The sequence below is a fragment of the Kitasatospora sp. NPDC005751 genome, from assembly GCF_040630835.1.
Classification (GTDB): domain Bacteria; phylum Actinomycetota; class Actinomycetes; order Streptomycetales; family Streptomycetaceae; genus Kitasatospora.
The window spans coordinates 44719-71119 of the sequence record NZ_JBEXYC010000019.1 but is presented as its reverse complement, the minus strand read 5'-3'; the positions used below and the strand labels follow the sequence as shown (position 1 = coordinate 71119).

The following is a 26401-nucleotide window of genomic DNA, read 5'->3' as shown; positions in this document are numbered from 1 at the left end:
CCCTGTCTGCGATGTACTCCTCGTTCACGCCTCCTCGCCAGGTCAAGATCGGTGACGCCGCCGCCTTCGCCGGGACCACCCCGCGCGCCGTTCGCCACTACCACCAGATCGGTCTGCTGCCGGAGCCCGAGCGGGGAGGAGACGGCCGCCGCCGGTACAGCGAGCTCTACGACGCCGAACCGGACGCCGAACCAGACGCTGAATCACATGCCGCATCACATGCCGAGGAGGACACCGGGATGAGTGCCTTCGAGGCGGCCGCGAAGATGCCCTACGACTTCTCACCAGCCCGGATGCGGTGCATGGAACTCACGGCCCAGCTCCTCGCCCGGGACCTCTCCGACGACAGCTGACGGACACCCGCCGGCCGGCCCCGGCGGCGCCCGCGGCTCGTGGCCGGCCTCGGCCGTGAAGGCCCCCAGCCGATTCCCGGACGCGTGGCGCTGGGCGAGGGAGTCCCGGCCGCCCCTGGTCGGGGTCCGCGGCGTGCGGACGCCGGCCACCGTTTCGGACAAAGCCCGACGGTGACTGTCAGTGCCCGTACACTGCGGATAGAGTGACGGGGTCGCGGCGTCACACCGAGGGGCACGGGGCCCGGTCGGCAGCAGCGCGCGGTGGAGGACTACGCGTGTGATCACAGCACCCCCGGTGAAGGCCGCCGACGTGTTCCGGGTCAAGCCCTACACGCGCCACTGCGAGGTCATCCACGACGAGGGCGCGCACGCCGTCATCGGCGTCTCGCCCGGCAACAGCTACTTCTCCGCCCAGCGCCTACACGACCTCGCCGCCTGGGGCCTGGACCATTACGGCCGGGTCGACTTCGTCTACACCGACCTCCACGTGGCCGAGATGTACGAGGCGTGCGGGTACGGCCCCGACGACGCCCGCAGAAAGGCGGCGAAGAACCTGCGGAGCGTTCGAGCGAAGGTCCGCGACGCCGTGACGACGGCGGATCCGGGACAGACGCGGCTGCACTGGCGGCCCATGTCCGACTTCCGCCCCAACACCGCCTACCAGGAGATCCACCGGCAGCTGACGCGCCGCCTCGAAACGGACGCCGACCTGCGCCGGGCCTGCGACGACCTGGTGAGCCGGTTCCTGACCGCACGGGGGCAGGAACCCACCGAACGGCAGCGCGCCGTGTGCCTGGAGTACGTGTGCGCCGAGGCGCCGCTGTTCCTCGACACCCCCGCGATCATCGGCGTGCCGTCCTCGCTCAACTGCTACCACCAACTCCTGCCACTCGCCGAACTCCTGTACGCCCGGGGCGCCGGCCTGCGCGCCTCCCGCAACCAGGGCCACGCCATCGTCACCCCCGCCGGAGGAGCCCGCGCATGAGCACGACCACCACGACCGGGCACCCGGCCGTCGCCAGCCCCGACCTGCTCGACTTCCCGTTCTCCCGGGACGGCACCCGGCTCCCCGCCGACCTGGCGCGGCTGCGCGCGGCCACCCCGGTCCGGCGGGTGCGCACGATCGCCGGGGACGAGGCCTGGCTGGTGTCCTCGTACCGGCTGTGCAAGCAGGTCCTGACGGACGACCGGTTCTCGCTGAAGGACACCTCGGCACCGGGCGTGCCGCGCCAGTACGCCCTGACGATCCCGCCCGAGGTCGTCAACAACATGGGCAACATCACCGGCGCCGGACTGCGCCGAGCGGTGCTGAAGGCGCTGAACCCGAAGTCGCCGGGGCTGGTGCGGTGGCTGCGCCAGGAGGCCGAGCGGCTCGTCGACGGGCTCGTCGAGGACGGCCCCACGGCCGACCTGCGCGGCGCGTTCTGCGAGCCGTACTCCGCGGGGCTGCACTGCCGCATCCTCGGCATTGCGCAGAGCGAGGGCCGCGCGTTCCTGCGCAGCCTGGACATCGCCTTCATGAACTCGGCCTGCCCGATCGCCGGCGCCGCGATCAACTGGGATCGCGACATCGCCCGCATGACCGTCCTGCTCGACGACCCCGCCACCTCCGGCCTGGTGGGCGAACTCTCCGCCCTGCGCGAGGACCCGGACTACGCGCACCTGACCGACGAGATGCTGGCCACCGTCGGCGTCACCATGTTCGGCGCCGGCACCGTCTCCACCTCCGGCTTCCTCACCATGGCCCTGGTCCACCTCCTCACCCACCGCGACACCTGGCACCTGTTGCGCGACCGCCGCGACCTGCTCGACGCGGGCGTGGAGGAACTGCTGCGGGTGAACCTCTCCATCGGAGATGCCCTGCCCCGGCTCGCACTCGCCGACGTGCGGCTCGGCGATGTCGACGTCCAACAGGGGGAGTTGGTCCTGGTGCTGGTCGAGGGCGCGAACTTCGACCCGGAGGAATTCCCCGACCCGCACCGCTTCGACCTCGACCGCGCCAACGCCGCCGACCACCTCTCCTTCGGCGGCGGTTCCCACTACTGCCCCGCCACCGCGCTCGGACGCGTCCACGCCCGGATCGCCCTGGAGACCCTGCTCGACCGGCTGCCGGACCTCGAACTCGCCGTTCCCGTCGCTCAACTGGTCTGGCGGACGGGCTTCATGAAGCGGATTCCCGAACGGCTCCCGGTGATGTGGTAGGCGGGGCCGCCGCCTCCGCGGCCCACCATCGGTCCGGGCCCGGCGTGACCGCGGTCAGCCGGCCACCCTCCCCGCGGGCCCGCCCGCCCGCGGGACCACCGCCACCATAGGCCGCACCACCTCCGCCGCCGCGGGCCAGGTCCGCGACATCGCCGCACCGCCTGGAGCCGCGCCGCCGGCTGGACGCCCTGGATCATGACCGGTGACTGGAAGTACGGCGGCTCCCCCACCACGGTCTACAACCCGGACACCAGGACGGCCGAGGTGTTCGCCCTGCGCACCGACGGCGTCATGGCCCACGCCGCCGACCCGGCCGGCGGAGGCTGGACCGGCTGGTCCGTGGTCGGCCGGATCCCCACGACCGGCTGACGGGGAGGGCCGGGCGCCGTGCGGCCCGCCCTCGACGTGAGGGCGAGCCGCACGGCGCCCCCGTTCGGGGCCGCGGTCGGGTCCGTCCGTCAGAGGTCCAGGTCGGGGTGGAGCCGGGCGACCGTCCACACGCGCCGACGGCGCAGGGCCAGCGAGGTAAGGACCAGGAACAGGACGCCAAAACCCGCCAGAACGGCGATGTCCCGGATGACATGGGAGGACGGGCCGCCGCTGATCGTCACCCGGAGCCCGTCGACCAGGTAGGTCATCGGCAGGAAGGAGTGGACCGCCTGGAACGGTGCCGGGGTGGTCTGCATCGGGTACAGGCCGCCGGAGGCGGTGAGCTGCAGGATGAGCAGGACCAGTGACAGGACGTCGCCCGCCGTACCGAACGCCGTCCGCAGGCAGTGGTCGATGGCGATGAACGCGGCGGCGCCGACCGTGAGGAGCAGGACGGTCGTCCACGGGGCGGCGGCGTGCAGCCCGAGACCGGCGCTGACGACGCCGTAGAGGATCACGGCCCCGAGCACGCCCAGCGCCGCGGCCGGGAGCCAGCCCGCCACGGCGACGGTGGAGGCCCGGGTGCGGGCGGCCAGCGCCCGGGTGTTGACCGGTCGCAGGAAGAGGTAGGCGAAGAGGCCGAACACCCACAGCGCGATGCCGAAGAAGAACGGGGCCAGTCCGCGACCGTACACGCCGGCCGGGTGGAGGTTCGACCGGTCGATGGCGACGGGTGTCCCCAACACCTCGGCGGCGTGTTCCAGTTGGGCCGAGTCCAGGACGGGCACTTGCTTCTTCCCGTCGTCGATCACGGTGGCCAGGGTCGTGGCGCCGTTGTGGGCCTGGTCGGCGGCGGTCTGCAGCGCCACGGATCCCTGCTGAAGGGCGGACAGCCCCGTGGACACGGTGGCCGTCCCGGCGGCGATGCTCCGGGCGCCGGAGTCGACCAGGGCCAGCGGGGTCTGCGCGTTCTGGGCCGACTGCTGGACGGCCGCGGCCGTCCTCCGGAGACCGACGGCCTGCTGGAGCGCCGCGTGGGCGTTGCCGGCGGCGGTGGCGGCGTGACCGTCGATCTGCCCGGCCGCGGCGTCGGCCGCCGTCACGTCCTGTTGGAGGCGCTGGAACAGGGGGTCGTCGCCCAGTCCCGGGTGCGCCGCGGCCAGGTGGTCCAGATCGGTCACCGCCTTGGCGGTTCCCTGCTTCACCGTCGACGTCGCGGTGTGGACGGCGTCCACGCCCTGGGTGACGAGAGTGGCCGCGCTCACCACGGCGTCGGCGGCCGCGCCCAGCGGCGGCGCGGCCTCGCCGAGGGCGGTCGCCGCCGCGTGCACCTGGGTCGTGGCCTGGCTCAGCTTCTGGGCGCCGTCGGCGAGCTGGGTGGAGCCGGACCGCAGCGTGGCGCTCGCGCCCGCGGCGGCTGAACTACCCTGCTGGGCCACGGTGGTGGCGTTCACCAGCCCCTGGGCCGCCTGCGCCGCCGTGTCCAGCTTCCCGCCGATGTCCGCGAGCCGACCGTAGACGCCGCGGACGTAGGCCTCGTGCGCGGCGGAGTTGACCTGCTCCTGCAGCTTCGCTTCGACGACCTCGGTCATGACGCCCGCGATGTAGTTGTTCGCGTCGTTGAGCAGGATGTGGATCCGGGCCTGTTCGGGCTGGGTGTCGGGGCCGGTGGCGAGGCCGGCGCTGAAGTCGGCGGGGATCCGGATCGTGAACGCGTAGCGCCCGCGCTCCAGGCCGTCGCGGGCCGCGGCCTCGTCGACGAACGCCCAGTCGAACTGCCGTGAGGCCTTGAGCTCCGTCACCACCTGGGCGCCCGCGTCCACCCGCTGTCCCTGCCGGGTCTCGGCCGGGTGGTCCTCGTTGACCACCGCCACAGGGATGTGCCCCGTCTTGCCGTAGGGGTCCCAGTTCGCCCACAGGTACATGGCGCCGTACAGCAGCGGAACCAGGCACAGCACGAGCGGGACGAAGCGCCTCAGTGGGCCCCGGAAGCCGCGCAGCTCCAACACGGCCAGCCTGATCGCGGTCATGCGTCCTCCTCGCCCCGGCGCGCGCCGGTGCGCCCGCCGTCCGGTTCCCGCCGCCCGAGCAACCGCCACGACCGACGCGCCGACGCGTCCGTCCCGTCTGGCTCGGCTGCCCTGTCCGCCCCGTCTGGCTCGGCCGGCTCGCCTGCCCCGTCCTCCTCGGCGGCCGGCGCCGGCCGCTCGGGCAGGTGGCTGCGGCGGGGCAGCGCCACCAGCACCGGCGCCGGGTCGAGGCCGGAACCGGAGGCGGGAGGGTCGAGGGCGCCCGCCACGACCGTGCAGCCCACCCGGCAGACCCGCCCCACGAGCTGCCAGGCCCGGACACGCTCGTCCGCCGGGCACCCGCGGTCCACGTCGTCCGCGACGATCACGGCGGGGCGCGTGGCCAGAGCGAGCGCGAGGGCCACGCCCAGTGCCTCCACCGGCGGCAGGTCCCGGACCAGCGTCCGGTGGTCCACGTCGACGCCGAGGACCGAGAACGCCTCCCCGAGCTGTGCTCTGCTCAGCCGGCGGCTCAACCAGCGGCGTTCGTCCACCAGCTCCCGCACCCGCAGATCCGGGTCCAGGCCGAGGGCGGGCTCCGCACGGGCCACCGCCACCAGGTCCCTGACACGACGGCCGTCGCGGGGCAGGACGTGCCCGCCCACCCGAACCGCTCCGCCGTCCAGCCGCATCCGCCCCGCGAGCGCGAGCAACGCCGTCGTCCGGCCCGAGCCGCCCGGCCCGTGGAGCACCAGCAGCCCGCCGGGTTCCACCCCCAGGTCCAGATTCTCGAACACCGCTCCCCGGGGCCCTCGCACGCTCGCTCCGCGCGCGACCACGTCCATGCCGGCAATCTCCACTCCCAGTGGGTAACCCGTCCGTGCCGCGCCATGTCTGTCAGACCGGTCACACTCCCGCGTCCGCGGACCGCGGTCACCCCTCCCGACCGGGCGGCGGGAGGGCGGACTGCCGGGCCGTGCACAAGCTACCCACGGCACAGCGGAGTTGGGCGGCCTCGCAGTAGGAGCACATCGGCCTCCCGTAGCGCCATGGGCGGCGCGGCGAGCGCGAGGCTGTCGGCCGGCGGTCAGCCGCGCCCGGTCGACGCGGCCGAGGGGGTCGGGAGGGGGTCGGGTCACGGTCACCGCTCTGCCGCACGCGGACGCCCCGATCGCGTACGCGAAGCTGCTCGGCGCCCGTGGGCCGCCGGCCGCCGCCCAGCGGCCCACGGGCCCGCGCGGTGCGGTACCTCCGCTCAGCCGTCACTCCGGCTCGGCAGGACCGCACCGGCTCAGGCCCCGCACGCCACGGCGCCTCGCCCTCCGGGCGACGGTCGGCCCGGCGGAAGTCCCCGGCCACCCGCCCGCGGGGCGGGCACTCCCCCGAATGGCAGGCCGGCGCCCGCCGCCGACCCGGGCGGCGGGCCGTGCCGGTCGGCAGCGGGGTGCGGCAGCGGTACTCCGGGGGCGGCGTCCTCGTCCACGTGCGCGCGCGGGTACGCCCCGCGCGGGCACGGGCGGCGAGGGAGCGGACGCCGCTCGGGGTCATGCCCATCCGCTGGGCGACGGTGGCGGCCGGCTCACCCTTCACCACGAAGCACCAGAGCAGCACCTGCCAGCGCTCGGGTAGCGACCCGTAGGCCCTGGCGACCAGGGCCGTCTCCTCGGCCGCGAGCAGCACGCCGTCGGTCTCCACCTCGTCCGCCAGGCGCTCGGCCCATTCGGTGAAGTCCTCCGGCAGCACGACGCGGCCCCTGGTCCGCGCGCTCCACTCCATCGCGGTCCGGCGGACGACCGCCATCAGGTAGGGGCGCCAGTGTTCCTCCTCGACTCTGTCCTTCTCTCGGCGGGGAGTTCGTGGGCCTGACCGACGGGACGGACGGACCGGGAAGGGGAAGTGGTGGCCGGATGAAGGGCGTCGACGGCGGTCTGCTGCTGCGGCCGACGGGACGGTGTGGCGGGAAGAGCCACAGCACACCCGTGCTACGGGTTTCAGGGCAACAGTTCCGGACACCGCCGGCCGCCCGGCGATTCCGGATCAGCCGTGGGAGAGTCAGCCCTCGCTCATGTCACCGTCCCCAGCGACGAGGCCGCCTGTTCCGTCCCGACCCTTCTCAGGCGGTGCGCGCCGGCGGCCCCTCGGTCACCTCGAACACCTGGTCCGTGCCGGTGACGTCGAGCAGCCGGACCACCTGGTGCGAGGGGCGGGCGAGAGCCAGGAGAGTCCCGCGCTGCTCGGCTTGCAGGCGGGCCCGGAGCAGCTCGTTGAGGCCGCTGGAATCGCAGAACGGGACCGCCGACAGGTCGACGAGCACCACGGACGGGGCCGGGGTGCGTAGCAGGACCCGGTTGAACACGGCATGCAGGACGTCGACTTGGTCGATGTCCAGGTCCCCCGAGACCTCGATCACCGGCCCGGTACCGGTCTCCCGGACGACGGCCGCGATCTCACGCCCTGGGGTATCGCTCACGGTGGCCCCTCTTTTCGCTGTCTCGCATCGAATGGACACGGCGATCCTAGAGGGGGCCGACCGCTGGTGATCCCGCCAAGCCTCTGTCCACCGCCCCGTCTCGTCAGTGATCGAGGGCGGGGTGTGCGGCGCCTGTCGGCCCCGGGGTGGGCGATCCCCGCCGGGGCCGGCGGTCGTCTCGGCGGGCCTGCCGTCCGCTCACGGGCACGCTGCCACAAACCCGCCCGGCTCGACCGGATGCGGCCGCCCGCCGTCCGGGCCTCCGCGAGCCCGGGCGTCCGGAGGCCGGGGCCCCGCTGGTCAGGGCAGAGGCGTGCCGCCGGTGGCGTTGACGATCTCGGCGGTGATGTACGACGACTCCTGGGAGGCGAGGAAGACGTAGGCGGGGGCCATCTCGGCGGGCTGGGCGGCGCGACCGAGCGGGGACTGCTCGCCGAAGTGCGCGACCTTCTCCTCGTCCATCGTCGCCGGGATCAGCGGCGTCCACACCGGGCCGGGCGCGACGGCGTTCACCCGGATGCCGTCGGGCGCGAGCTGCCCGGCCAGGCCCTGGGTGAACGCGACGATCGCGGCCTTGGTCATGGCGTAGTCCAGGAGGTGGGGGCTGGGCTTGTACGCCTGGACGGAGGCGGTGTTGATGATCGAGGCGCCTTCGCGCAGGTGGGGCAGGGCGGCCCGGGTCATCCAGAACATCCCGTACAGGTTGGTCCTCATCACCCGGTCGAACTGGTCGGTGGTGATCGCGGCGAGGCCGTCGGGCTGGGACATCTGGTAGGCGGCGTTGTTGACCAGGATGTCGAGGCGGCCGAACACGTCGACGCAGCGGGCCACCAGCTCGGCGCAGAAGTCCTCGTCGCGCAGGTCGCCCGCGACGGCGAGGGCGCGCCGCCCGGCGTCCTCGACCAGCCGGGTGGTCTCCGCCGCGTCGGCCTCCTCCTCGGGGAGGTGGCAGAAGGCGACGTCGGCGCCCTCGCGGGCGAAGGCGAGGGCGACGGCGCGGCCGATGCCGGAGTCGCCGCCGGTGATCAGCGCGACGCGGCCGGCCAGCCGGCCGGCGCCGCGGTAGCTGTCCTCCCCGTGGTCGGGGCTGGGGCGCATGGTCTCACCGCTGCCCGGGTGGGGCTGGGACTGCTCGGGGAACGGCGGCTGCGGCTGCTGGGAGGTGGGGTCCTGAGGGGTGTGCTGGTCGCTCATCACGGCGGATCCGGTGCTCCTTCGGAGTGGGTGCGTCGGGTTCGGGGCGAGTCTGGCCCCGCGCGGGGCCGTTCGCGCGGTGGGACGGGCCGTGCGGGTGGTCCGTGCGCCGCCCGGGTGTCCGCGGCGGCGCACGGGGTACACGTGCGCCCGACCACGGGCCGTCTACCCCGGAAAGGAACGCGCATGGACGCGATCGTGCTGCTGAAGGAAGACCACAAGACCGTCGAGAGCCTGTTCAAGGCCTTCGAGAAGGCCGGCGACCGGGCCTTCGCCGAGAAGCGCCGGATCGCCGACCAGGTGATCGAGGAGCTGACGGTGCACGCCGTCATCGAGGAGGAGGTCTTCTACCCGGCCGCCCGCGAGGCCGCGCCCGACACGAAGGACCACGTGCTGGAGAGCGTCGAGGAGCACCACGTCGTCGTGTGGATGCTCTCCGAGCTGGCCGGCATGGACCCGGAGGACGAGCGGTTCGACGCGAAGATGACGGTGCTGATGGAGAACGTCCGCCACCATGTCGAGGAGGAGGAGAAGGAGTGGTTCCCCGAGGTCCGCAAGGCGATGGGCCGCAACCGCCTGGTCGAACTCGGCGAACAGCTGGAGGAGGCGAAGAAGTCCGCCACCCGCGACCCCCTCAAGGTGCCCAGCGCCACCGCGTGACGGGTGCGCGCGAGATGTACGGGAGCGTGTCGTCGCCGTCGACGGTGAGAGGTTCCGCTGCTTCGGCTGCCAGGGCGTGGCGGTGACACGTTCGTTCACGGGGGATCGTGTGGTGAAACCGAACATCCGCCCGTGAGCATCCGGGGGGACGCGGTGGAGGCCGCCCTCGGAGCCTCTCCGCGGTGCAGCGCGTCTGGAAGGACGCCGGCCCGGCGTGTTGTGCTCGCCGGTGCCGGGCCTCCTGGTGAGCAGAGGAGCAGAGCAGCAGCCCGGTGGGCCGTCGGTCAAGGGCCCACCGGGCTGTCGGCTTTCCGCTGGTGGGGCGGCACTCGGGGGAATCGTGCCGGTGCGCGCGGGGATCCTACGGCTCGGTCGGGCCGCCCCCGCCAGGCCCCCCGGAAGCATCCCCCGACAGACCGTGAGGGAATGTCAAAGCGATCTCTTTCACGTCCGATCTCTTGACGGTTGTCGGCATGAGGGTCTTCCATGTCACTGCACGTCGGAACCTGTTGCATTTCGTTTCCTTCTGTTGTCATGGTTCCGTCTGTGTGCGCCCGGCACCCACCCCTCCGCCGGGCACCTCTCGTCCCCGGTCCTCGGGTCCGGCCACCTACCCCCGTCGCCGTGACTTCCCGATCACCACCAGCAGCCCGGCCGCCCTACCGGCCTGCGACGCACCCTTCCTTCCGCGCAGAGTCGCGCGTCCCCCACTGGAGCCGTCATGTTCACCACGCCCCAACGCCGAGCCGTGGCCGCCACCGGCCTCCTGCTCACCTTCGGTCTGAGCAGTGCCTGTTCCACCGGCCAGGAGTCCACCTCGGCCTCGGGGGCGGACGCCCCGATCGCTCCGGTCAGCGGGAAGATCTCCATGACCTACCTCCAGAAGCAGGGCGACCAGGAGTACTTCGTCGGCGAGGCCGAGGGCGCCAAGGCCAAAGCGGCCGAGCTCGGCGTCGGCCTCAGGATCGTCAACCTCGGCGGCGACGCCAACAGGACCGTCAGCGAAGTCCGGTCCGCCATCGCGCAGAAGAGCAACGGCCTGATCGTCGTCGTCCCCGACCCGGCGGTTGGCCCGCAGGTGGTCCAGGCCACGCGGGACGCCAAGGTCGCGCTGCTCACCTCCGACGACCAGATCTGCGCCACCGGCCCCGACCCCTCCACCTGCGCGAAGCAGAACCTGGTGCCCCGGATCGGCTTCTCCGGCGCCCAGATGGGCGGAGAGGTCGGCAAGCGGGCCGCCGAGGAGTTCAGGAAGGCCGGCTGGAACCCGGCCGAGACCCGCACCATCTCCGCCTGGAAGCAGGACGTCACCGTCTGCACCGACCGCGTCAAGGCGGCCAAGGAGGCCTTCGCCGCCGGCGCCAGCGCCGGTGTCCAGAACATCGACGTCGCCACCGACAACACCCCGACCGGCGCCCAGGACAGGATCGCCGCGACCGTGACCGCGAACCCCGGGGTGAAGAACTGGGTCGTCTGGGGCTGCAACGACGAGAACGTCCAGGGCGGCGTCACCGCGCTGGAGAACGCCGGCATCGGCCCCGACCGGGTCATCGGGGTGGGCCTCGGCGCCTACCTCGCCTGCAAGAACTGGACCGGCGGCAGGCCCACCGGCATGAAGGCCGCCCTGTTCATCAACGGCAGGGACGTCGGCGCCCTGGCCGTCCAGACTCTGTACGACAAGCTCAAGAACGGCAAGGACATGCCCGCCGAGGCCTTCGCCCCCACCACCATGGTCAACGCCACCACCTGGCAGAGCAGCGGCGTCACCTGCCACTGACGTCGCTCCCCCACCGGGCGCCACCGGGCCGCGAAGCAGGCTGTGGCCGCCGGGAGACCCGGCGGCCACAGCTGGTGGAGCGTTGCCTCGGCCCTCCCCTACTTCAGGTAGGGACCGTCGGTGCCGATCTTGCCCGGGGCGGCGTTCTTGCCGCCCAGGTCGAGGACGTAGACCCGCAGGTTGCCCTTCCCGGGGGCGGCGATCGCCATGGTGCCGTCGGCGACGACCTTGACGTCGCCGGAGACGGCGTCCTTGTAGGTGCCGTTGGGGATGCCGGTGAAGGTGGCGCCGTCGGTGACGGAGACCAGGGCGAAGGAGTCGACCCCGCTGGTGGCGTCGGTGTAGCGGCGCTTGAAGGACATGCCGCCGCCGTTGACACCCTCGGTGGAGTACTGGCCCATCTGCAGGGCGGGGACCGCCCGGCGGATCTGGTTGAGCCGCTGGACCTGCTTGACCAGCGGCTGCTGCAGCGTGGTGGCCACCGCTCCGCTCGCACTCGACACCACCGAGAAGTCGGAGGCGGTGACGCTGCCCTCGACGTGGTCGCCGTAGTAGGCCCGGCCGGTGGTGGCGAGCGGGCAGGACGGGCCGCAGTCGATCTGCTTGCCGGCCTGGAACTCGATCTCGGAGCCGTAGTACAGGGTCGGGATGCCGCGGAAGGTCCACATCAGGGCCATGTCCTCGGCCCAGGCGTCGGTGCCGCCGGTGTACCGGACGCTGGACTTGTTGGGTCCGTAGTCGTGGCTGTCGACGTACACCACGTTGTAGGTCGCGTCGTTGGTGGAGTCGTCGGAGTCCTTGCCGTTGTTGAAGGCGTTGTGCGCGTCACCGAAGTTCATGTGCATCCGCATGTCGATGATGTTCATGCCGGAGAACTTCGCGTGGTCGGGCGCATGGTAGGTGTTGCCGTCCAGGAAGGCGTTGGTGGACGTCGGCTGGTTGCCGGTGCCGAGCTGCTCCTCGTAGGTGTACTGGTCGAGGGCGGCCTGCACGTCGTTGCTGGTGTAGTCCTTGCGCTCCTTCCAGGTGTAGAACTGCGCGGAGTGGTTGACCGAGCCGCGGTTCCACTTGTCGTTGACGAACGCGGCGACCTCGCCGAAGACGAAGAAGTTCTGCGCCTTGGCCGGCCCCCAGTCCTGCGTGACGCGCTGCTGGATGGCCGGCAGGAAGCGCCGGTTCCAGGTGACCCGCGGGACGTGCACGGCGGTGTCGACGCGGAAGCCGTCGACGCCCATGTCGATGTACTTGTTGTACGCGCCGATCAGGTAGTTCTGGACCTCGGCGTTCTCGGTGTCGAAGTCCGCGAGGTCGTCCGCCAGCCAGCAGGAGCGCGAGTCCTCGCCCTCCCAGTTGCCGATCCAGCACTGGTGGTAGTACTTGGACGGGAACATGCCCGAAGTGGGGTTCGGCCACTGGCAGTTGTAGATGGTGTAGCCCTCGGGGCCCTTGTACTGCGTCGGGGTGCCCCAGCCGACGCAGGTCTGGCCGGCGGGCTGGGTGGAGGACCAGAGGTCGCCGTTGTAGTACGACTTGCCGGTCCTCGGGTCGATGGTCAGGCCGTCGTACTCGAAGCCGTCCTCCTTCTCGTCGTAGTACCAGGACCACTGGGAGTCCCGGACGCCGTAGACGGTCGGGACGAACAGGCCCTTGGCGCCCCAGCGGGAGCTGTGGTTGTAGACCACGTCCTGGTAGATCTTGACGCCCTTGGCGTGGGCGGCGTTGATCAGGTCCTGGTAGGACGCCCCGGCGGACTCCAGGCGCGGGTCGACCTTGTAGAAGTCGTAGCCGTGGTAGCCGTGGTAGTCGTAGTCGGAGCGGTTCAGCACGACCGGGGTGATCCAGATCGCGGAGAAGCCGAGGCCCTTGATGTAGTCGAGCTTCTGGACGAGGCCCTTGAAGTCGCCGCGGAACATCGGGTCGTTGTTCGCCGCGTTGCCGGAGGCGACGTTCTGGTTGCCGCCCCGGTCGTTGGACGTGTCGCCGTCGTAGAACCGGGCGGTCAGCACGAAGTAGATCGGGTCCTTGCGCGGGTCGGTCCCGATCATCTCGCCGGCCTTGGCGGGCGGCGGGGCGTCACCGGTGGTGGCGACCGCGGCGGCCGAGGCCGCCGAGACGTTCCCGGCGGCGTCCAGGGCCTTCACCGTGTAGGTGTAGACGGTGCGCGCCTCCAGGCCGGTGTCGGAGTAGACCGTCGAGCCGGCGGTGATCACCGAGGTGCCCATGGTGCCGCCGGTGCGGGTGATCTGGTAGCCCGTCACCCGGGTGTCGTCGGTGGACGGCTCCCAGGTCAGCACGATGGACGTGTCGGTGGCGGAGGCGTTCACCGAGCCCGGCACGCTCGGCGCGGTGGTGTCCGGCTTGACGCCCGCGCACGGGTCGGCGGTGTTCGCCGTGACCTTGCTGTTCTGCACGGTGCTGATGCCCGCCGGGACGACGTAGTTGTTGCCGTTGTTGTTGTCCCAGGTGCCGAGGCCGTTGTTGAACGTGGCCGCCATGCCGGTCGCGGAGCCGAGCGGGACGGTGCGCTTGAACCAGCCCGGGCAGGCCAGTTCCATGCCGACGCCGGGCACCGCCGTCCACGCCCCGCCCGTCGGGGCGTAGTGCAGGTTGACGGTGCTCCAGCCCACCGCCGCGGTCGAGTAGAAGACGGTGGCGCTGTTCCCGGCCGGCGGGGTGCTGCTGCCGGACGGCGACGGGGACGCCGAGGAGGACGGCGACGCCGACGCCGAGGGGGAGGTCGACGGCGCGGGGGAGGTACTCGGGCTCGAACTCGCGCTGGGACTGGGACCGGGGCTGCCGTCGGTGCCGCACGGCTCGGCACTGCCGACCACGCCGTCCTTGACCGTGACCACGCCCGTTCCGAGGGCGTAGTTTTTGCCGCCGTTGCTGTCCCAGCTGCCGGCACCGTTGTTGAAGGTGGCCGCCAGTCCGTTCGCGGTGCCCAGGGCGAGGGTCTTCTTCACCCAGTCCGTACAGGCCCCCTCCATCGCGACGCCCGGCACGGTGGTCCAGGTGCCGCCGTTGGGGGCGTAATGCAGGTCGTAGGCCGACCAGTTGCGCGACTTGGTGTAGTAGTAGACCGTCGTGCTCGCGCCCGCCGGGGACTGGCTCGGGGCCGGGCCGGGCGAGGCGCTGGCGCCGCCGTTGTCGGCGCCGCACGGGTCGCTGTGGGCGATCACGCCGTCCTTGACCACCACCGTGCCGGTGCCCAGGGCGTAGTTCCTGCCGCCGTTGCTGTCCCAGGTGCCGGCGCCGTTGTTGAACGTCGCCTGCAGGCCGCTGGCGCTGCCCAGGTCGACGGTCTTCTTCACCCAGTCGGTGCAGGCCGCCTGCATGGCGGTGCCCGGCGTGGCGGTCCAACTACCACCGTCCGGAGCCCAATGGAGGTTGTACGTCGACCAGTTGTGGGTCTTGGTGTAGTAGAAGACGGTGGCGGTGTTGCTGCCGGTGGCCGTACTGGCCGTCGTCGCCGCGGTCGCGGCCGTGTCGAGTGGAGCGGTCGACAGCAGACCGGCGGTCAGGGCCGCCGCCGCTGTCAGGACGGCGACTGTGGAGCGCCGCCGGTGCCGTGCTCGTCCGGTCAAGGGAGAGTCCCTCGGTCATGGCCGCAGGCGGTGGGGACTGCCTTGCGGCAGGGGGTGGGTGGGGCCACTTGCGCAAGAACCTGCAAGAGCTTCCAGGAGGTTACTGACGCATGACCGGGCTGTAAAGGCTTCCCGGCCACCTGTGGACACCGGCATAGCGTCACAAATCCCTCGGTTTCGCGGCCGGATCTTTCGCGCCCGACGCCGGCCCGAGCCCGGGGAGCCATTCGGGACGCCGCACGCGGGGTGGCGCGCCGATGCGGAACATCCCGGGCGCACCCGCGGCAGCGGCCTCCGCTCACCAGGGCTCTGCCGCCCGCCTGGTGACCCGCCGTCGGGAGATCCGGCCTGAAAAGGTTTGCAGCAAATTCATGTACGACTTTGCATGAGCCCTTGACGATCCCGCGCCAGGGAGGGATGGTCGTCTCGCATCCTCCACCGCCCGCCCCAAAGTCTCCGGGCGCCCCGCACCGCCAGCCAGCCGGACGTCCACCCCGTCCGTCCGACGGCCGGCCCGCCGGAACTCCTGGCGGGATCCCCACGGCCTGCAGAACGTCCTGCCGCACCGGGCTGCCGCTCGTACCCGGACGCCAGTCGGCTTCCCGGCCCCGGCCGTGCCCGCCTTGCCTCTCCGCGCCGTTCCGGGCTCCACGCCCGACGTGTCCGGTATGCCGTCGAACACCCCCTTCCACCCACCCAACGGAGCTTTTCCATGAACGAGTTGATCCGCAAATCCCGGCCCGAGGAACGGCCCGGACCCTCCGGACGCCGCCCGGACCGGTCGGCGCGCACCGGACGCGGACCGGTCGGCCTGCTCGCCGCCGGGGCCCTGGTCGCCGGCGTGGTCCTGCCGCTCGCCTTCCAGGGCGACGCGCAGGCCGCGGCGACGCCGAACGGCGGCGACGTGATCGCCAACCTCTTCGAGTGGAACTGGAAGTCCGTCGCCTCGGAGTGCACCGACGTCCTCGGCCCGAAGGGCTACGGCGCGGTCCAGGTCGCCCCGCCGGCCGACTCGATCAAGCTGAACGGTGCCCACCCCTGGTGGGAGGTCTACCAGCCGGTCTCCTACTCCCTGAACAGCCGGATGGGCACCGAAGCCCAGTTCAAGGCCATGGTCACGGCCTGCCACAACGCCGGTGTGAAGGTGTACGCCGACGCGGTGCTCAACCACACCGTGGGCGTCAACCAGACCAGTGGCAGCTCCTACGGCGGCGCGGCCTTCAACCCGGCCGCGTACACCTACAACGACATCCCGTACGGCCGAGCGGACTTCCACGGCTCGCCCCCGTGCCCGAACGCGGACCTGGGCATCAACGACTGGAACAGCGTCGCGCAGGTCCAGGAGTGCCAGTCGCTCTCGCTGTCGGACCTGAACACCGAGTCGGACTCCGTCCGGGGCAAGATCGCCGGATATCTCAACAGCATGGTGGCCGCCGGGGTGGACGGCTTCCGGATGGACGCGGCCAAGCACGTCGCGCAGGCCGACATGGCCGCCATCCTCTCCCGGGTTCACGACACCGCCTGGGGCGGACGGCCCTACATCTACCAGGAGATCTTCCCGGGCAGCGGCGGCCAGCTCGCACCCGCCGCGTTCGAGGGCAACGGCAGCGTGCTGGAGTTCACCTACGCCTTCAAGCTCAAGGACCAGTTCAACGGCAACATCGCCAACCTGAAAACGTTCGGGCAGAGTTGGGGCCTCGAACCGAGCGACAAGTCCGCGGTCATGGTGACCAACCACGACCTGGAACGCGACCAGACCACGCTCACCTACAACAGCGGCGCCAAGTACAATCTCGCCCACGTCTTCGAACTCGCCTGGGGCTACGGCACCCCGCAGGTCTACTCCGGCTTCCGCTTCGGCAACCGGGACGACTCCCCGCCGGCCGATGCCAACGGCTTCGTCACCGACACCAACTGCTCCACCAACACCTGGACCTGCACCGACCGCAATCAGGGCATCGCCAACATGGTCGGCTGGCACAACGCCGCCCAGGGCCAGGCCGTCGCCAACTGGTGGGACAACGGCAACAACGCCATCGCCTTCAGCCGCGGCAACAAGGCCTGGGTCGCGATCAACAACAGCTCCACCGCCGTCACCCAGACCTTCAGCACCGGCCTCGCCGCCGGCACCTACTGCGACGTCATCCACGGCGACCTCACCGCGACCGGCGCCTGCACCGGCACCACCGTGACCGTCGACGCCTCGGGCAAGGCCACCACCACCGTTCCGCCCGGCGACGCCGTCGCCCTGCGCACCGGCGTGGGCGGCACCACGCCCAGCCCGAGCACCAGCCCGTCCGGCAGCCCCTCCACCAGCCCGTCCGGCACTCCCTCGGGCAGCCCGTCCCCGAGCACCACGCCGGCCGACGGCACGACCGTCTTCTACAGCACCGACCGGAACTGGCCCGCCTACAACCTCCACTACGCCCCCAACGGCGGGAGTTGGACCACCGCCCCCGGCGTGGCGATGACCCCCGCCTGCACCGGCTGGGTGAAGAAGAGCATCGACCTCGGCGGCGCCACCGGCCTCGCCGCCACCTTCAACAACGGCGCCGGCACCTGGGACAACAACAACGGCAACAACTACGCGCTGCGCACCGGCGCCGTCACGGTGAAGAACGGCGTGGTCGGCAGCGGCGATCCGTGCGCCACCGCCACCTCCAGCCCGACCCCCAGCGCCACCGCCGCCCCCTCCACCGCCGGTGCCTCCTTCGCGGTCAACGCCACCACCGCGACGGGCCAGAGCGTCTACCTGGTCGGCAACACCGCGGCGCTCGGCAACTGGAACACCGGCGCCGCGCTGCCGCTCTCCCCGGCGAGCTACCCGGTGTGGAAGCTGGACGTCGCCATGGCCGCCGGCACCGCCTTCGAGTACAAGTACATCCGCAAGGACGCGAGCGGGAACGTCACCTGGGAGAGCGGGGCCAACCACACGGCCACCGTCCCGGCGAGCGGGAACGTCACGCTGAACGACACCTGGCGCCCCTGACCCGCCGCCCGCATCACGGCGGAGAGGACGGCAGGTGTGAGCACCGCACCCGCCGTCCTCGCGGGACCGGACCGGCGCCGGATCAGGGCAGCGGGGCGCCGCGGGCGGCGATCCACAGCTCGTACCACTCCTCGTGGCTGAGCTCCGGCTCGCGCAGCACGGCGTCGCGGCAGGCCGCGATGCGTTCGGGGCGGGCGGTGCCGATGACCGGCGCGATGCCGGCCGGGTGGCGCTGGAGCCACCACAGCACGATCGTCTCCGGCGTCGTCCCCCTGCGCTCGGCGAGCCTGCCGACGAGTTCACCGGCCGGCGTCGGCTCGCTGCCGGTGAAGCGGCCCCGGGCCAGGGCGCCCCAGGCCTGGAGCCGGATCCCGTGGGCGGCGCAGTACTCGACCGTCCCGTGCGGGAAGCCGTTCGAGGCGGCGGCGGAGGTGTTGACCAGGACGCCGGCCTCGACCCAGTCCCGGTGGTCCAGGCTCATCTCCAGCTGGTTGACGACCAGGGGCACGTCGAGCACCGACTGGAGCCGGGCGATCTGCGCGGCGCTCATGTTGGACACGCCGAACCGCCGTACCAGGCCCTGCCGGTGGAGCGAGCCGAGGGCCTCGGCGATCTCCTCCGGGCCGGCCAGCGGGTCGGGCCGGTGCAGCAGCAGCACGTCGAGGCTGTCGGTGCGCAGCCGGGTCAGGCTCTCCTCCACCCGTCGGAGGATGCTCGGCCCCCGCAGGTCGTAGTGGCCCGGCCGCCCGCCTTCGGGGAGCCTGATGCCGCACTTGGTCTGCAGGGTGATGCGCTCCCGCAGGCCGGGGGTGCGGGCGAGCACCTCGCCGAAGACCGCCTCGGACTTGCCGTACCGGTAGATGTCGGCGTGGTCGAAGGCGGTGATCCCGGCGTCCAGCGCGGCGCCGACCGCCGCCTCGGCGTGGTCGATGTCCGTCGCCGTGTACGGGCTGTCGTCCCAGCTGCCGCCGAGGCCCATGCATCCGTACAGGACGCGGTCGGCGGTGGCCCCGGTCATGCCGCTCCCCCGATCAGGTCCGCCAGCATCTCCGCGACGGCGAGCACCGGAAGCTGGGTGTTCGCCGCCGGGACGGTCGGCAGGACGGAGGCGTCGACGATCCGCAGGTTCGCCACACCGCGTACCCGGGCCTCGCCGTCGACCACCGCCAGGGGGTCGTCCGGCGCTCCCATCGCGCAGGTGCCGACGGGGTGCCAGTAGGTGCCGAGCCGACCGCGCAGGTCCTGGTCGGACAGGTCCCGGGCGGGGTGGCCCCGGACCGGACCGGCCAGTGGCCTCAGGGCCGCCGTCGCGGCCATCCGCTCGACGATCTCCAGGCCCGAGCGCAGGACGGCGAGGTCGTGGCCGCCTTCGTCGGTGAGGAAGCCGGGGTCGATCTCGGGGGCCGTGGCGGGGTCGGCGGACGCCAGCCGCACGGTGCCGCGCGAGGTCGGTTTCATGACGAAGGCGGAGATGCCCGCCTCGTACCGGCCCGGCGGGAGCTTGCCGAACAGCGGCGGGCCGGCGACGGGCAGGATGTGGAGGTCCCAGGAGTCGTCCGGGCAGAGTTCGCCGGCCGCCCGGACCAGCATCCGGCTGACGTACAGGTCGCCGTCGGCCTCCTTCGCGGCGAGCGCCGCGTTCAGCTCGTCGGTCGGGGCCAGCGGCACGAAGACGCCGGGCTGGTCGGTGAGGTTCGATCCGACCCCGGGGAGGTCGATCTCGGGGCGGATGCCGACCGTCCGCAGGTGGTCCGCCGGGCCGACCCCGCTGCGCATCAGCACCGCGGGCGAGCCGAAGGTGCCGCAGGCCAGCAGGTAGGCGTCGGCGACGAGGGTCTCGTGCCGGCCGCCGATGTCGACGCGGACGCCGCGGACCCGGCCGTCCCCGATGTCCAGCCGGTCCACGGCGGCTCCGGCGAGGACGGTCAGGTTGGGCCTCGCGCGTGCCGCGTCCAGGTAGGCGAAGGCGGCGTTGTGGCGCACTCCGTCGAAGGCGTTGAGCAGGGGCGTGCCGTAACCGGGCCCGCCCGGGGTGCCCATGTCCACCTCCCGGAAGCCGAGTTCCGCGGCCGCCGCCAGGGCGGCGCGGCTCCACGGTGAGAACTCGCGCTCCGGTACCCGGCGCAGGCCCATCTGTTCGACCGCCGCGAGGCGGTACGGCTCCAGCGCCGCGGCCGTCCAGCGCGGACCGCCGGTCCGGGCCCACTCGGCGTGGTCGGCCTCGGATCCCCAGGTGTTCCAACAGCCGTTGATGCAGGAGGAGCCGCCGAGGACGCGGGCGCGGATGCGGTGCGCCGGGGCGTGCCGCTCCCACACCTCCTCGCGCGGCAGGGCGCGGGCGTTCAGCACCTTCGCCGGCCAGTCCTGCCGGTCGGGGCCGAAGTCGGGACCGGCCTCGACCAGGCAGACGGTGCGGTCCGGGTCCTCGCTCAGACGGGCCGCCAGCACGCAGCCGGCCACTCCCCCGCCGAGGACGATCACGTCGTAGCCGGCCGGTGTGCCCGTCACGCGCCCGCTCCCGCTGCCGCGGCGTCGAGTTCGGCGAGGCGGGCGAGGAGTGCGTCCCGGCCGATGGAGTCGGTGCCGGTCGCCGGCACGGTGCAGGCGAAGGCTCCGGCGATCGCGCCGTACCGGGCGCAGCGCGCCGCCGGCTCACCGGACAGCCAGCCGAGCAGGAAGCCCGACGCGAAGGCGTCGCCCGCGCCGTTGGAGTCGATCACCGGTGCGGGCGGGGTGACGACCGGCACGTGGGTGATCTCCCCGTCGACGAGCAGGTACGCGCCTTCGGCGCCGGCGGTGGCGACGACCACCCGGGCCCGGCCGCGTTCGGCGATCTGCCGCATGGTCCGCTCGGGGTCCGCCAGGGCGGTGGTGGACACGAACACGACGTCGGCCTCGTGGGCGAACGGCTCGTGGTAGGGGTTGGTGCCGTCCCAGTTGTGCAGGTCGGTGGAGAGGGTCAGGCCGGCCTCGCGCAGCAGCGGCAGGGCGAAGGCGCAGGGATAGGTGATCGAGACGTGCGCGTGGCGGCTCACCGCGGCCAGCGCCCGGACGGTCTCCTCGGGCAGCCGGTCCGCCTCGTGCGAGCGGCTGTCGTCGTAGAGCGACAGGCGCCGCCCGTCGGGGCCGACCAGGTTGACGGCGCGCTTGGTGCCGCCCGGCAGCGGGACCTCGGTGAGCGGGATCCCCCGGTCCCGGTGCAGGGCCCGGATCAGGTCGCCCGCGTGGTCGGCGCCGATCATGTCGAGGTGGTGGGTGCGCAGGCCCAGCGCGCTCAGGCCGAGGGCGACGAAGTCGCCGGTCTGGCCTGCCCGCATCTCGATCCTGGGCACCATGTAGCTGTCGGCGAACGGGAGCGGCAGCTCGGGCACGTACACGATCGTGTCGACACCGGCGCCTCCCAGGACGAGGACGTCTGTCTCGGTGCTCATGGGTGTTCCTCTCGGACGTAGGGTCCGGGTGGCGGTGGCCGTGGGCCCCCACCCGGTGGTGGGCCGCTCCCCCCGGCGGGCGGGTCGGCGGGGCGGTGCGGCGGGGCGGTGCGGCGGACGGGCAGGGTCCCGCGGACGGCTCCGGCGTGAGCCGTCACCCGGTCGAACGCGGGGCCGCCCCGGACGTCACGGGGCGGCCGGCAGGTCCCGGTAGACCTCGGCGACGGCACGGGGGCCCGGCAGGGCGGCCAGCTCCTCCAGGGTGAGCGGCCGGCCGGCCGGATCGGCTATGGGCAGCCGCCAGTTGGGGTACTCGTCGACCGTGCCGGGCAGGTTCTGCGGGCGGCGGTCCCCCACCGTGTCGGGCAGCCAGACGCCCAGCAGCTTCGCCGGGGTGAGCGCGAGGAACCGGTGCAGGCCGAGGACCTCCCGGCTCGGCACCTCCGGGCCCGGCACCTCCCCGGTCCGCGGGTCGGGTGCGCCGAGTGCGCCGGCCCGCTCCGCCTCGGCGAGCCAGCCGGCGCTCTCGGCCGCCGCCGCGGCCGCGGCCTGCTCCACCGGTTCGGCGAGCAGGCCGAGCTTCTCGTGCAGGCCGACGTGGTCACCGTCCAGCCAGGCGGCGGTGCTGGGCAGGTCGTGGGTGGTGAGGGTGGCCAGGCAGCCGTCGCGCCACTCCTCGGGCGGGAGCGGACCGGAGCGCTGTTCCGAGCCCCCGAGGTACTCGAAGCGCAGCACGGACGTACCGAGGATCCCCCGGTCCGTCAGCTCCTCGCGGACTCCGCGCTCGACGGTGCCCAGGTCCTCGCCGATCACCATGCTGCCGGCCCGGTGCGCCTCCAGGGCGAGTACACCCAGCATCGCCTCGTGGTCGTACCGGACGTAGGCGCCCTCGGCGGCCCGCGCCCCGGCGGGTACCCACCAGAGCCGGAACAGCCCCATGATGTGGTCCAGCCGGAGTGCGCCGGAGCGGTGCAGCGTGCCGCGCAGCACCTCGGCGAACGGCGCGTACCCGGCCTCGGCGAGCGTGTCGGGCCGCCAGGGCGGCAGGCCCCAGTCCTGGCCGTGCGGGTTGAAGTCGTCGGCCGGGCAGCCGACCGTCATGCCCTCGGCGAGGTAGCGCCGCAGGCTCCAGGCGTCCGCGCCCTCGGGATCGACGCCGACCGCCAGGTCGTGCATCAGCCCGATGGCCATGCCCGCCCCGGTCGCGGCCCGCTGCGCCTCGCCGAGCTGTTCGTCGACCAGCCAGGCGACCCTGCGGTGGAACTCGATCCGGCCGGCCAGCTCGCGCCGGGCGCCGGCGACGTCGGGCCCGTCGGGGCTGCGCAGCCCGGCGGGCCATGACCGCCACCGGGTGCCGTGCACCTCGGCGAGGGCGCACCAGGTCGCGAAGTCGGTCAGCCCCGGACCCTCCGTGTCGGTGTACCGCCGGTAGGCGGCCTGCCGGGCCGCGTCGAGCGGTACCCGGTGGAGGAGTTCCAGGGCGCGGAACTTGAGGTCGCGGACGGCCGCCCGGTCGATCAGTGCGCCGGTGAGGACGGCCTCGCGCAGCCGGCCCCCGCTCGCGGCCAGCTCCTCGACGGCGGCCCGGTCGGCGGGTGACAGGGCCGCGTACTCGGGTACCGCCTCGATGCGCAGGTTCATCGGGTCGGGGTAGCGCCGGCTGCTGGGCCGGTACGGGGACGGGTCGGGCAGCGGGCCGGGCACGTACGCGTGGAGCGGGTTGAGCTGGACGAAGTCGGCGCCGAGGGCGCCGGCCCAGCGGCCCAGGTCGGCCAGGTCGCCGAGGTCGCCCATGCCCCAGGAGCGCGCGGAGAGCACCGAGTAGAGCTGGGCCAGGAATCCCCAGCCGCGCCCGGCGGGACCGGCCAGCCGGGTGGGCGCGACCAGCAGCGGGGCGGCCTCCCGCCGGCCGGCCCGCTCGGCGTGGAGGGTGTGGCGGCCGACCGGGAGTTCGGCGAGGTCCGTGCCGAGGTCGCGGACGGGCCTGGTCCGGCCGTCCTCCGTCTCGACCAGCAGGTCGGTGCGGGGCGGTGTCCGCAGGTCGGCGCGCGGGCGTCCGGAGCGGAGCACGACGCTGGGCGGGAGCAGGCGTTCGGCGAGGGCGCGCCGGCGCTCGGAGAGGGCCGCCCGGACGGAGCCGCCGGTGGCGGCGTCGACGCCCAGGGCGGCCAGCACGGCCCGCAGCGTGTCCGGGGAGGTCTCGATCCGTCGGCCGACGTCGGTGGTCCAGTGGGTGGAGACGCCGTGCAGTTCGGCCAGTTCGGACAGCTCACGCGTGGGCGACATCGGTCGGACTCTCCCGTCGGTGGGTGGTGGATGGGGCGGCGGCGGGCCGGTCGGCGGCGGATCGACCGGCGTCGGGCGGGAAGAACCGTTCGAGCACCACCGCGACCCCGTCCTCCTCGTTGCTGGGGGCCGTTTCGTCCGCGCGGCGCCGGAGTTCGGCGTGGGCGTTGCCCATGGCGACTCCGTATCCGGCCCACTCGATCATCGGGATGTCGTTGGGCATGTCGCCGAACGCGATGGTGTCGGCGGGGGTGAAGCCGAGCAGGGCGGCCGCGGCGGCCAGTCCGCTCGCCTTGCTGACTCCGGCGGGGAGCAGCTCCACCAGCCCCTCGCCGGAGTGGGTGACGGCGACCTCGTCCGCGCAGACCCGTCGGGCCAGCGCGGCGAGCTCGTCGTCGCCCAGGTGGTCGTGCCGGATCAGCACCTTGTCCACGGGCCGCGCCCAGAGGTCGTCCGGGCTCTCGGCCAGCCGCCAGCCGTGCCGCAGGCGGCTCTCGAACCCCGGTGTGACCAGGAAGTCCCCGGTCAGGCCGGCGGTCACCACCGCGAGTCGCAGCGGCCCCGCCTGCTCGGCGATGCGCGCGACCAGGGGTCGCACGGTCGGACCGTGCAGGCCCTGCGAGGACAGCAGCCGGTCGGCGCCGACGTCGTAGAGCTGGGCGCCCTGGCCGCAGACCGCCAGTCCCCGGTAGTCGAGTCGTTCCAGCAGGGTCCGGCAGCCGGCCGCTGCCCGGCCGGTGACCACCAGGTGGAGGGCGCCGGACGCCTCGGCCCGCGCGAGCGCGGCCCGCGTCCGGGCGGAGAGGCTGAGGTCGCCGCGCAGTAGCGTCCCGTCCAGGTCGGTGGCGACCACCCCGAAGGGCGGCGGACGGCGGCAGGTGGGTGCGGTCATGGGTCAGTCCCTCTCCAGTCCGGCGCCGACCGGCGTGACCCGCCGGGGGGTTTCCAGCGGGCACTCGTCCCAGGCGGAGCGGCCGTCGCGCAGCCGCAGCAGGAGGACCAGCGGCCCCTGCGGCCGCTCCCGCAGCACGGTGGTGAAGTGCCCCTCGGCCCCGGCCAGCCGGTGCTCGCCGGTCGGCAGTACGAGCAGCACGCTCTCGGCGTGCGGCAGGCGGTAGTCGATCCGCAGGCCGTCGCCGACCGGCTCGACCAGGCAGCGCCCGTCCACGAGGGCGGTTCGGCCCGGGTCGTCCAGGAGGACGGCGAGTTCGGCGCAGCGGGCGAAGTCGGCCCTGGCGTACGCGGCGGCGAACAGCTGCTCCAGCGCGGTCCGGTCCACCGCCGGCACACATCTGCGGTAGTTCGCCAGGTCACCGCGGTCGAGCGCCGATTCGGCGATCTCGCGCCGGTGGGTGACCCAGTCGGTGTCGGCCAGGCTCTCGAACCAGCCGTACCCGGCGGCCCGCTCCGGCGTCAGTCCGGGCAGGACTCCGGCGGCGGCGGCCGCGAAGGTCGCCAGCCGGGTGGTGGCGGCCTTGCGCCAGGTGAATCGGCGGGCGAGCGCACGGGAGTTGTCGGAGAGGCGGCGGTACTCGGCCGGGTCCTCGCGGTGGATCCGGGCGGCCTCCAGGATCCGGTCCGTCAGGGCGGCGGCGAGCAGCGGGTCGTCCTCGGTGAACGAGCGGGGGACGGCGAAGCCGGTGGCGTCCGGGTGTTCGCGCGGCAGCTGGTGCCGGTAGTGGGTGGTGACCTCCTGTGCGGTGCCGATCGGCACCGCGCCGCAGGCCATCAGCTGTCCCTGGGCGATCAGGAAGGAGTCCAGCTCGAACTTGGACGGGAAGAGGCAGAAGTCGGCCGCCACGGCCTCCCGGTGGAGCACGTCCTCACCGGCCATGGACCAGTCCAGCCGGACCCGCCCGGGGTGACGGTTCGCGACCTCCTCGAAGAAGGGGTCGCCGACCGGGCTGACCACGCCGTCCCCGCCGGCCGCGACGGCGCAGCGGACGACGAAGTTGATGTCCGGGTCGACGGCGAGCACGGCGTCGATCGCCCGGAACAGTTCGACCTGCCCCTTGTGGTGCACGGAGAAACGGGCCACGTGGTAGAAGGTCGGCAGGGCCGGGTCCAGCCCGCGGGCGGTGAGCAGTCGCGCGCGGTCGGCCCCGGCCGGGTCGCGGGCCAGCCAGCCGTCGGGCACGGCGCAGCCGCCGACGAACTGGCGGGCCGCCGACTCCCGGACGATCCGCGCGACGGTCAGGTCCTGGAAGGCGCGTTCGAAGGGCGTGTCCCGGAAGGTGGAGTAGAAGTCCAGCTGACCGGGGGTGAGGAAGTCCAGCAGGTCGCAGTTGGCGGCGACGAGCGCGTAGTAGCCGATGCCGTCGGCGGTGGGGCGGTCGGCCAGGTGGGTGCTGGGCAGTTGGGAGGTCATCGCCGCGGCGAGCCGGCCGGTGGCCGGCGGGTCGGCGAGCGCGTCCAGGTCGGCGTCGGTGTCGAACAGTTCCAGCAGCCGCTCCAGCTGCGGCCGGTGGACCTGCTGGTTGATCGGCATGTTGCTGGCCAGGGTGCTGACCACCAGGAAGCGCGGGTCGGTGCGCAGCACCGGCGGCAGCAGGTAGTGGTAGTAGGGCTCGTAGGCCTGCACCACCGCGGGCTCCGCGCCCAGGTCGAGGTGGGCGCGCAGGAAGCGCAGGCCGGAGACCTGGAAGACGAGCGGCTTGAAGAAGGCCAGGTCGTGGCCCTCGCTCGTGCGGGCCGGGTAGATCCGCTCGGGCAGCAGGTCGAGGTACTCGTCGGACAGGAAGTAGATGTCGACGCCCTCGTGCCGGAGCCGGTGGGCGCGGGTGGTGAGCCGGAGTTCGAGCTCGGCGGGGTGGCCGGGCCAGACGGCGCGGTCGAGTACCAGCGGCACGGTGTGCCGGTCGACGTGGTCCAGTTCCTCCAGCTCGTAGTGGGCCCTGAGGTGTTCGAGGCAGCCGTGCGCCGGGGTGATCACGGAGACGCGGTGACCCTGGTCGGCGAACTCGCGGGCCAGGTTCCACACCAGTGAGGCGAGGCCGCCACGCATGAGGCGGATGTCGAAGCCCACGCTCTCGAAGGCGAATTTGACGATGTGCACCGCCGGGTCCTCTCTGTCGTCG

The 26401-nt window shown here is 73.0% G+C and carries 17 protein-coding genes and 1 pseudogene; 7 read left to right on the top strand and 11 right to left on the bottom strand.

The annotated features are described in order from the left end of the window. Positions 1 to 11: 11 nt before the first annotated feature. The 4 genes and pseudogenes from ABZ497_RS19265 to ABZ497_RS19250 all read left to right on the top strand — a co-directional run. A pseudogene (locus tag ABZ497_RS19265) lies at positions 12 to 158 on the top strand (MerR family transcriptional regulator); the annotation flags it as partial. 472 nt (positions 159 to 630) lie between these two features. Then, on the top strand, positions 631 to 1338 hold the full coding sequence (locus tag ABZ497_RS19260; protein ID WP_359806694.1) for a tRNA-dependent cyclodipeptide synthase: 708 nt from the start codon (positions 631 to 633) through the stop codon (positions 1336 to 1338). Further along, positions 1335 to 2555, top strand: coding sequence for a cytochrome P450 (locus ABZ497_RS19255; RefSeq protein WP_359806692.1), 1221 nt, complete (start codon positions 1335 to 1337; stop codon positions 2553 to 2555). The genes ABZ497_RS19260 and ABZ497_RS19255 overlap by 4 nt, the downstream gene beginning before the upstream one ends. A 195-nt stretch (positions 2556 to 2750) precedes the next feature. Then, the gene (locus ABZ497_RS19250; RefSeq protein ID WP_359806689.1) at positions 2751 to 2924 is read left to right on the top strand and encodes a hypothetical protein; all 174 of its coding nucleotides are present in this window, start codon (positions 2751 to 2753) and stop codon (positions 2922 to 2924) included. Between the two features lie 89 nt (positions 2925 to 3013). Here the strand turns inward: ABZ497_RS19250 and ABZ497_RS19245 are convergent, their stop codons facing one another. The 4 genes from ABZ497_RS19245 to ABZ497_RS19230 all read right to left on the bottom strand — a co-directional run bounded on the left by ABZ497_RS19245 (position 3014) and on the right by ABZ497_RS19230 (position 8597). Further along, positions 3014 to 4954, bottom strand: coding sequence for a YhgE/Pip domain-containing protein (locus ABZ497_RS19245; protein ID WP_359806687.1), 1941 nt, complete (start codon positions 4952 to 4954; stop codon positions 3014 to 3016). Then, complete coding sequence (locus ABZ497_RS19240; protein ID WP_359806685.1) at positions 4951 to 5730, bottom strand: ATP-binding cassette domain-containing protein; 780 nt, start codon at positions 5728 to 5730, stop codon at positions 4951 to 4953. Before ABZ497_RS19240 ends, ABZ497_RS19245 begins: the two co-directional genes overlap by 4 nt. 1316 nt (positions 5731 to 7046) lie before the next feature. After that, positions 7047 to 7403 carry an STAS domain-containing protein gene (locus ABZ497_RS19235; RefSeq protein WP_359806682.1) on the bottom strand — a complete coding sequence of 119 codons (357 nt, stop codon included), beginning with the start codon at positions 7401 to 7403 and terminating at the stop codon, positions 7047 to 7049. Between the two features lie 300 nt (positions 7404 to 7703). Continuing rightward, positions 7704 to 8597, bottom strand: a complete 894-nt coding sequence (locus ABZ497_RS19230) for an SDR family oxidoreductase (protein WP_352292732.1) — start codon at positions 8595 to 8597, stop codon at positions 7704 to 7706. Positions 8598 to 8783: 186 nt separating this feature from the next. Between ABZ497_RS19230 and ABZ497_RS19225 the strand changes: the two genes are divergently transcribed. Together ABZ497_RS19225 and ABZ497_RS19220 are read left to right on the top strand one after the other, a co-directional pair. Further along, entirely contained in the window at positions 8784 to 9257 is a 474-nt protein-coding gene (locus ABZ497_RS19225) for a hemerythrin domain-containing protein (protein ID WP_329485275.1), read from the top strand. Between the two features lie 721 nt (positions 9258 to 9978). Then, complete coding sequence (locus tag ABZ497_RS19220; protein ID WP_359806678.1) at positions 9979 to 11034, top strand: substrate-binding domain-containing protein; 1056 nt, start codon at positions 9979 to 9981, stop codon at positions 11032 to 11034. Positions 11035 to 11132: 98 nt separating this feature from the next. Here ABZ497_RS19220 and ABZ497_RS19215 read toward each other — a convergent pair whose 3' ends face one another. Further along, positions 11133 to 14618 (bottom strand): carbohydrate binding domain-containing protein, encoded by a 3486-nt coding sequence (locus ABZ497_RS19215; RefSeq protein WP_359806675.1) that lies wholly within the window; start codon positions 14616 to 14618, stop codon positions 11133 to 11135. A 712-nt stretch (positions 14619 to 15330) separates the two neighbouring features. Here ABZ497_RS19215 and ABZ497_RS19210 point away from each other — a divergent pair. Then, a complete protein-coding gene (locus ABZ497_RS19210; RefSeq protein WP_359806672.1) occupies positions 15331 to 17607 on the top strand; it encodes a carbohydrate-binding module family 20 domain-containing protein in 2277 nt (758 codons plus the stop codon). Positions 17608 to 17689: 82 nt separating this feature from the next. Here ABZ497_RS19210 and ABZ497_RS19205 read toward each other — a convergent pair whose 3' ends face one another. From ABZ497_RS19205 to ABZ497_RS19180, 6 genes are all read right to left on the bottom strand, one after another. Then, positions 17690 to 18625, bottom strand: coding sequence for an aldo/keto reductase (locus ABZ497_RS19205; protein WP_359806669.1), 936 nt, complete (start codon positions 18623 to 18625; stop codon positions 17690 to 17692). Beyond that, positions 18622 to 20115: a GMC family oxidoreductase gene (locus ABZ497_RS19200; RefSeq protein ID WP_359806667.1), complete on the bottom strand. Its 1494-nt coding sequence runs from the start codon at positions 20113 to 20115 to the stop codon at positions 18622 to 18624. The genes ABZ497_RS19205 and ABZ497_RS19200 overlap by 4 nt, the downstream gene beginning before the upstream one ends. Then, positions 20112 to 21038: an adenosine kinase gene (locus ABZ497_RS19195; RefSeq protein WP_359806665.1), complete on the bottom strand. Its 927-nt coding sequence runs from the start codon at positions 21036 to 21038 to the stop codon at positions 20112 to 20114. The genes ABZ497_RS19200 and ABZ497_RS19195 overlap by 4 nt, the downstream gene beginning before the upstream one ends. A gap of 186 nt (positions 21039 to 21224) precedes the next feature. Next, positions 21225 to 23324: a 4-alpha-glucanotransferase gene (malQ, locus tag ABZ497_RS19190; protein ID WP_359806662.1), complete on the bottom strand. Its 2100-nt coding sequence runs from the start codon at positions 23322 to 23324 to the stop codon at positions 21225 to 21227. Beyond that, entirely contained in the window at positions 23308 to 24216 is a 909-nt protein-coding gene (locus ABZ497_RS19185) for a Cof-type HAD-IIB family hydrolase (protein ID WP_359806660.1), read from the bottom strand. Before ABZ497_RS19185 ends, malQ begins: the two co-directional genes overlap by 17 nt. Before the next feature lie 3 nt (positions 24217 to 24219). Next, positions 24220 to 26379: a glycogen/starch synthase gene (locus ABZ497_RS19180; RefSeq protein WP_359806657.1), complete on the bottom strand. Its 2160-nt coding sequence runs from the start codon at positions 26377 to 26379 to the stop codon at positions 24220 to 24222. Positions 26380 to 26401 lie beyond the last annotated feature (22 nt).

What these genes read in the sequence shown, in the direction of transcription:
- ABZ497_RS19220 (WP_359806678.1), top strand. Translation starts at nt 9,979, where the DNA reads ATGTTCACCACGCCCCAACGCCGAGCCGTGGCCGCCACCGGCCTCCTG.
- ABZ497_RS19185 (WP_359806660.1), bottom strand. Translation starts at nt 24,216, where the DNA reads ATGACCGCACCCACCTGCCGCCGTCCGCCGCCCTTCGGGGTGGTCGCC.
- ABZ497_RS19245 (WP_359806687.1), bottom strand. Translation starts at nt 4,954, where the DNA reads ATGACCGCGATCAGGCTGGCCGTGTTGGAGCTGCGCGGCTTCCGGGGC.
- ABZ497_RS19250 (WP_359806689.1), top strand. Translation starts at nt 2,751, where the DNA reads ATGACCGGTGACTGGAAGTACGGCGGCTCCCCCACCACGGTCTACAAC.
- ABZ497_RS19210 (WP_359806672.1), top strand. Translation starts at nt 15,331, where the DNA reads ATGAACGAGTTGATCCGCAAATCCCGGCCCGAGGAACGGCCCGGACCC.
- ABZ497_RS19255 (WP_359806692.1), top strand. Translation starts at nt 1,335, where the DNA reads ATGAGCACGACCACCACGACCGGGCACCCGGCCGTCGCCAGCCCCGAC.
- ABZ497_RS19205 (WP_359806669.1), bottom strand. Translation starts at nt 18,625, where the DNA reads ATGACCGGGGCCACCGCCGACCGCGTCCTGTACGGATGCATGGGCCTC.
- ABZ497_RS19195 (WP_359806665.1), bottom strand. Translation starts at nt 21,038, where the DNA reads ATGAGCACCGAGACAGACGTCCTCGTCCTGGGAGGCGCCGGTGTCGAC.
- ABZ497_RS19230 (WP_352292732.1), bottom strand. Translation starts at nt 8,597, where the DNA reads ATGAGCGACCAGCACACCCCTCAGGACCCCACCTCCCAGCAGCCGCAG.
- malQ (WP_359806662.1), bottom strand. Translation starts at nt 23,324, where the DNA reads ATGTCGCCCACGCGTGAGCTGTCCGAACTGGCCGAACTGCACGGCGTC.
- ABZ497_RS19225 (WP_329485275.1), top strand. Translation starts at nt 8,784, where the DNA reads ATGGACGCGATCGTGCTGCTGAAGGAAGACCACAAGACCGTCGAGAGC.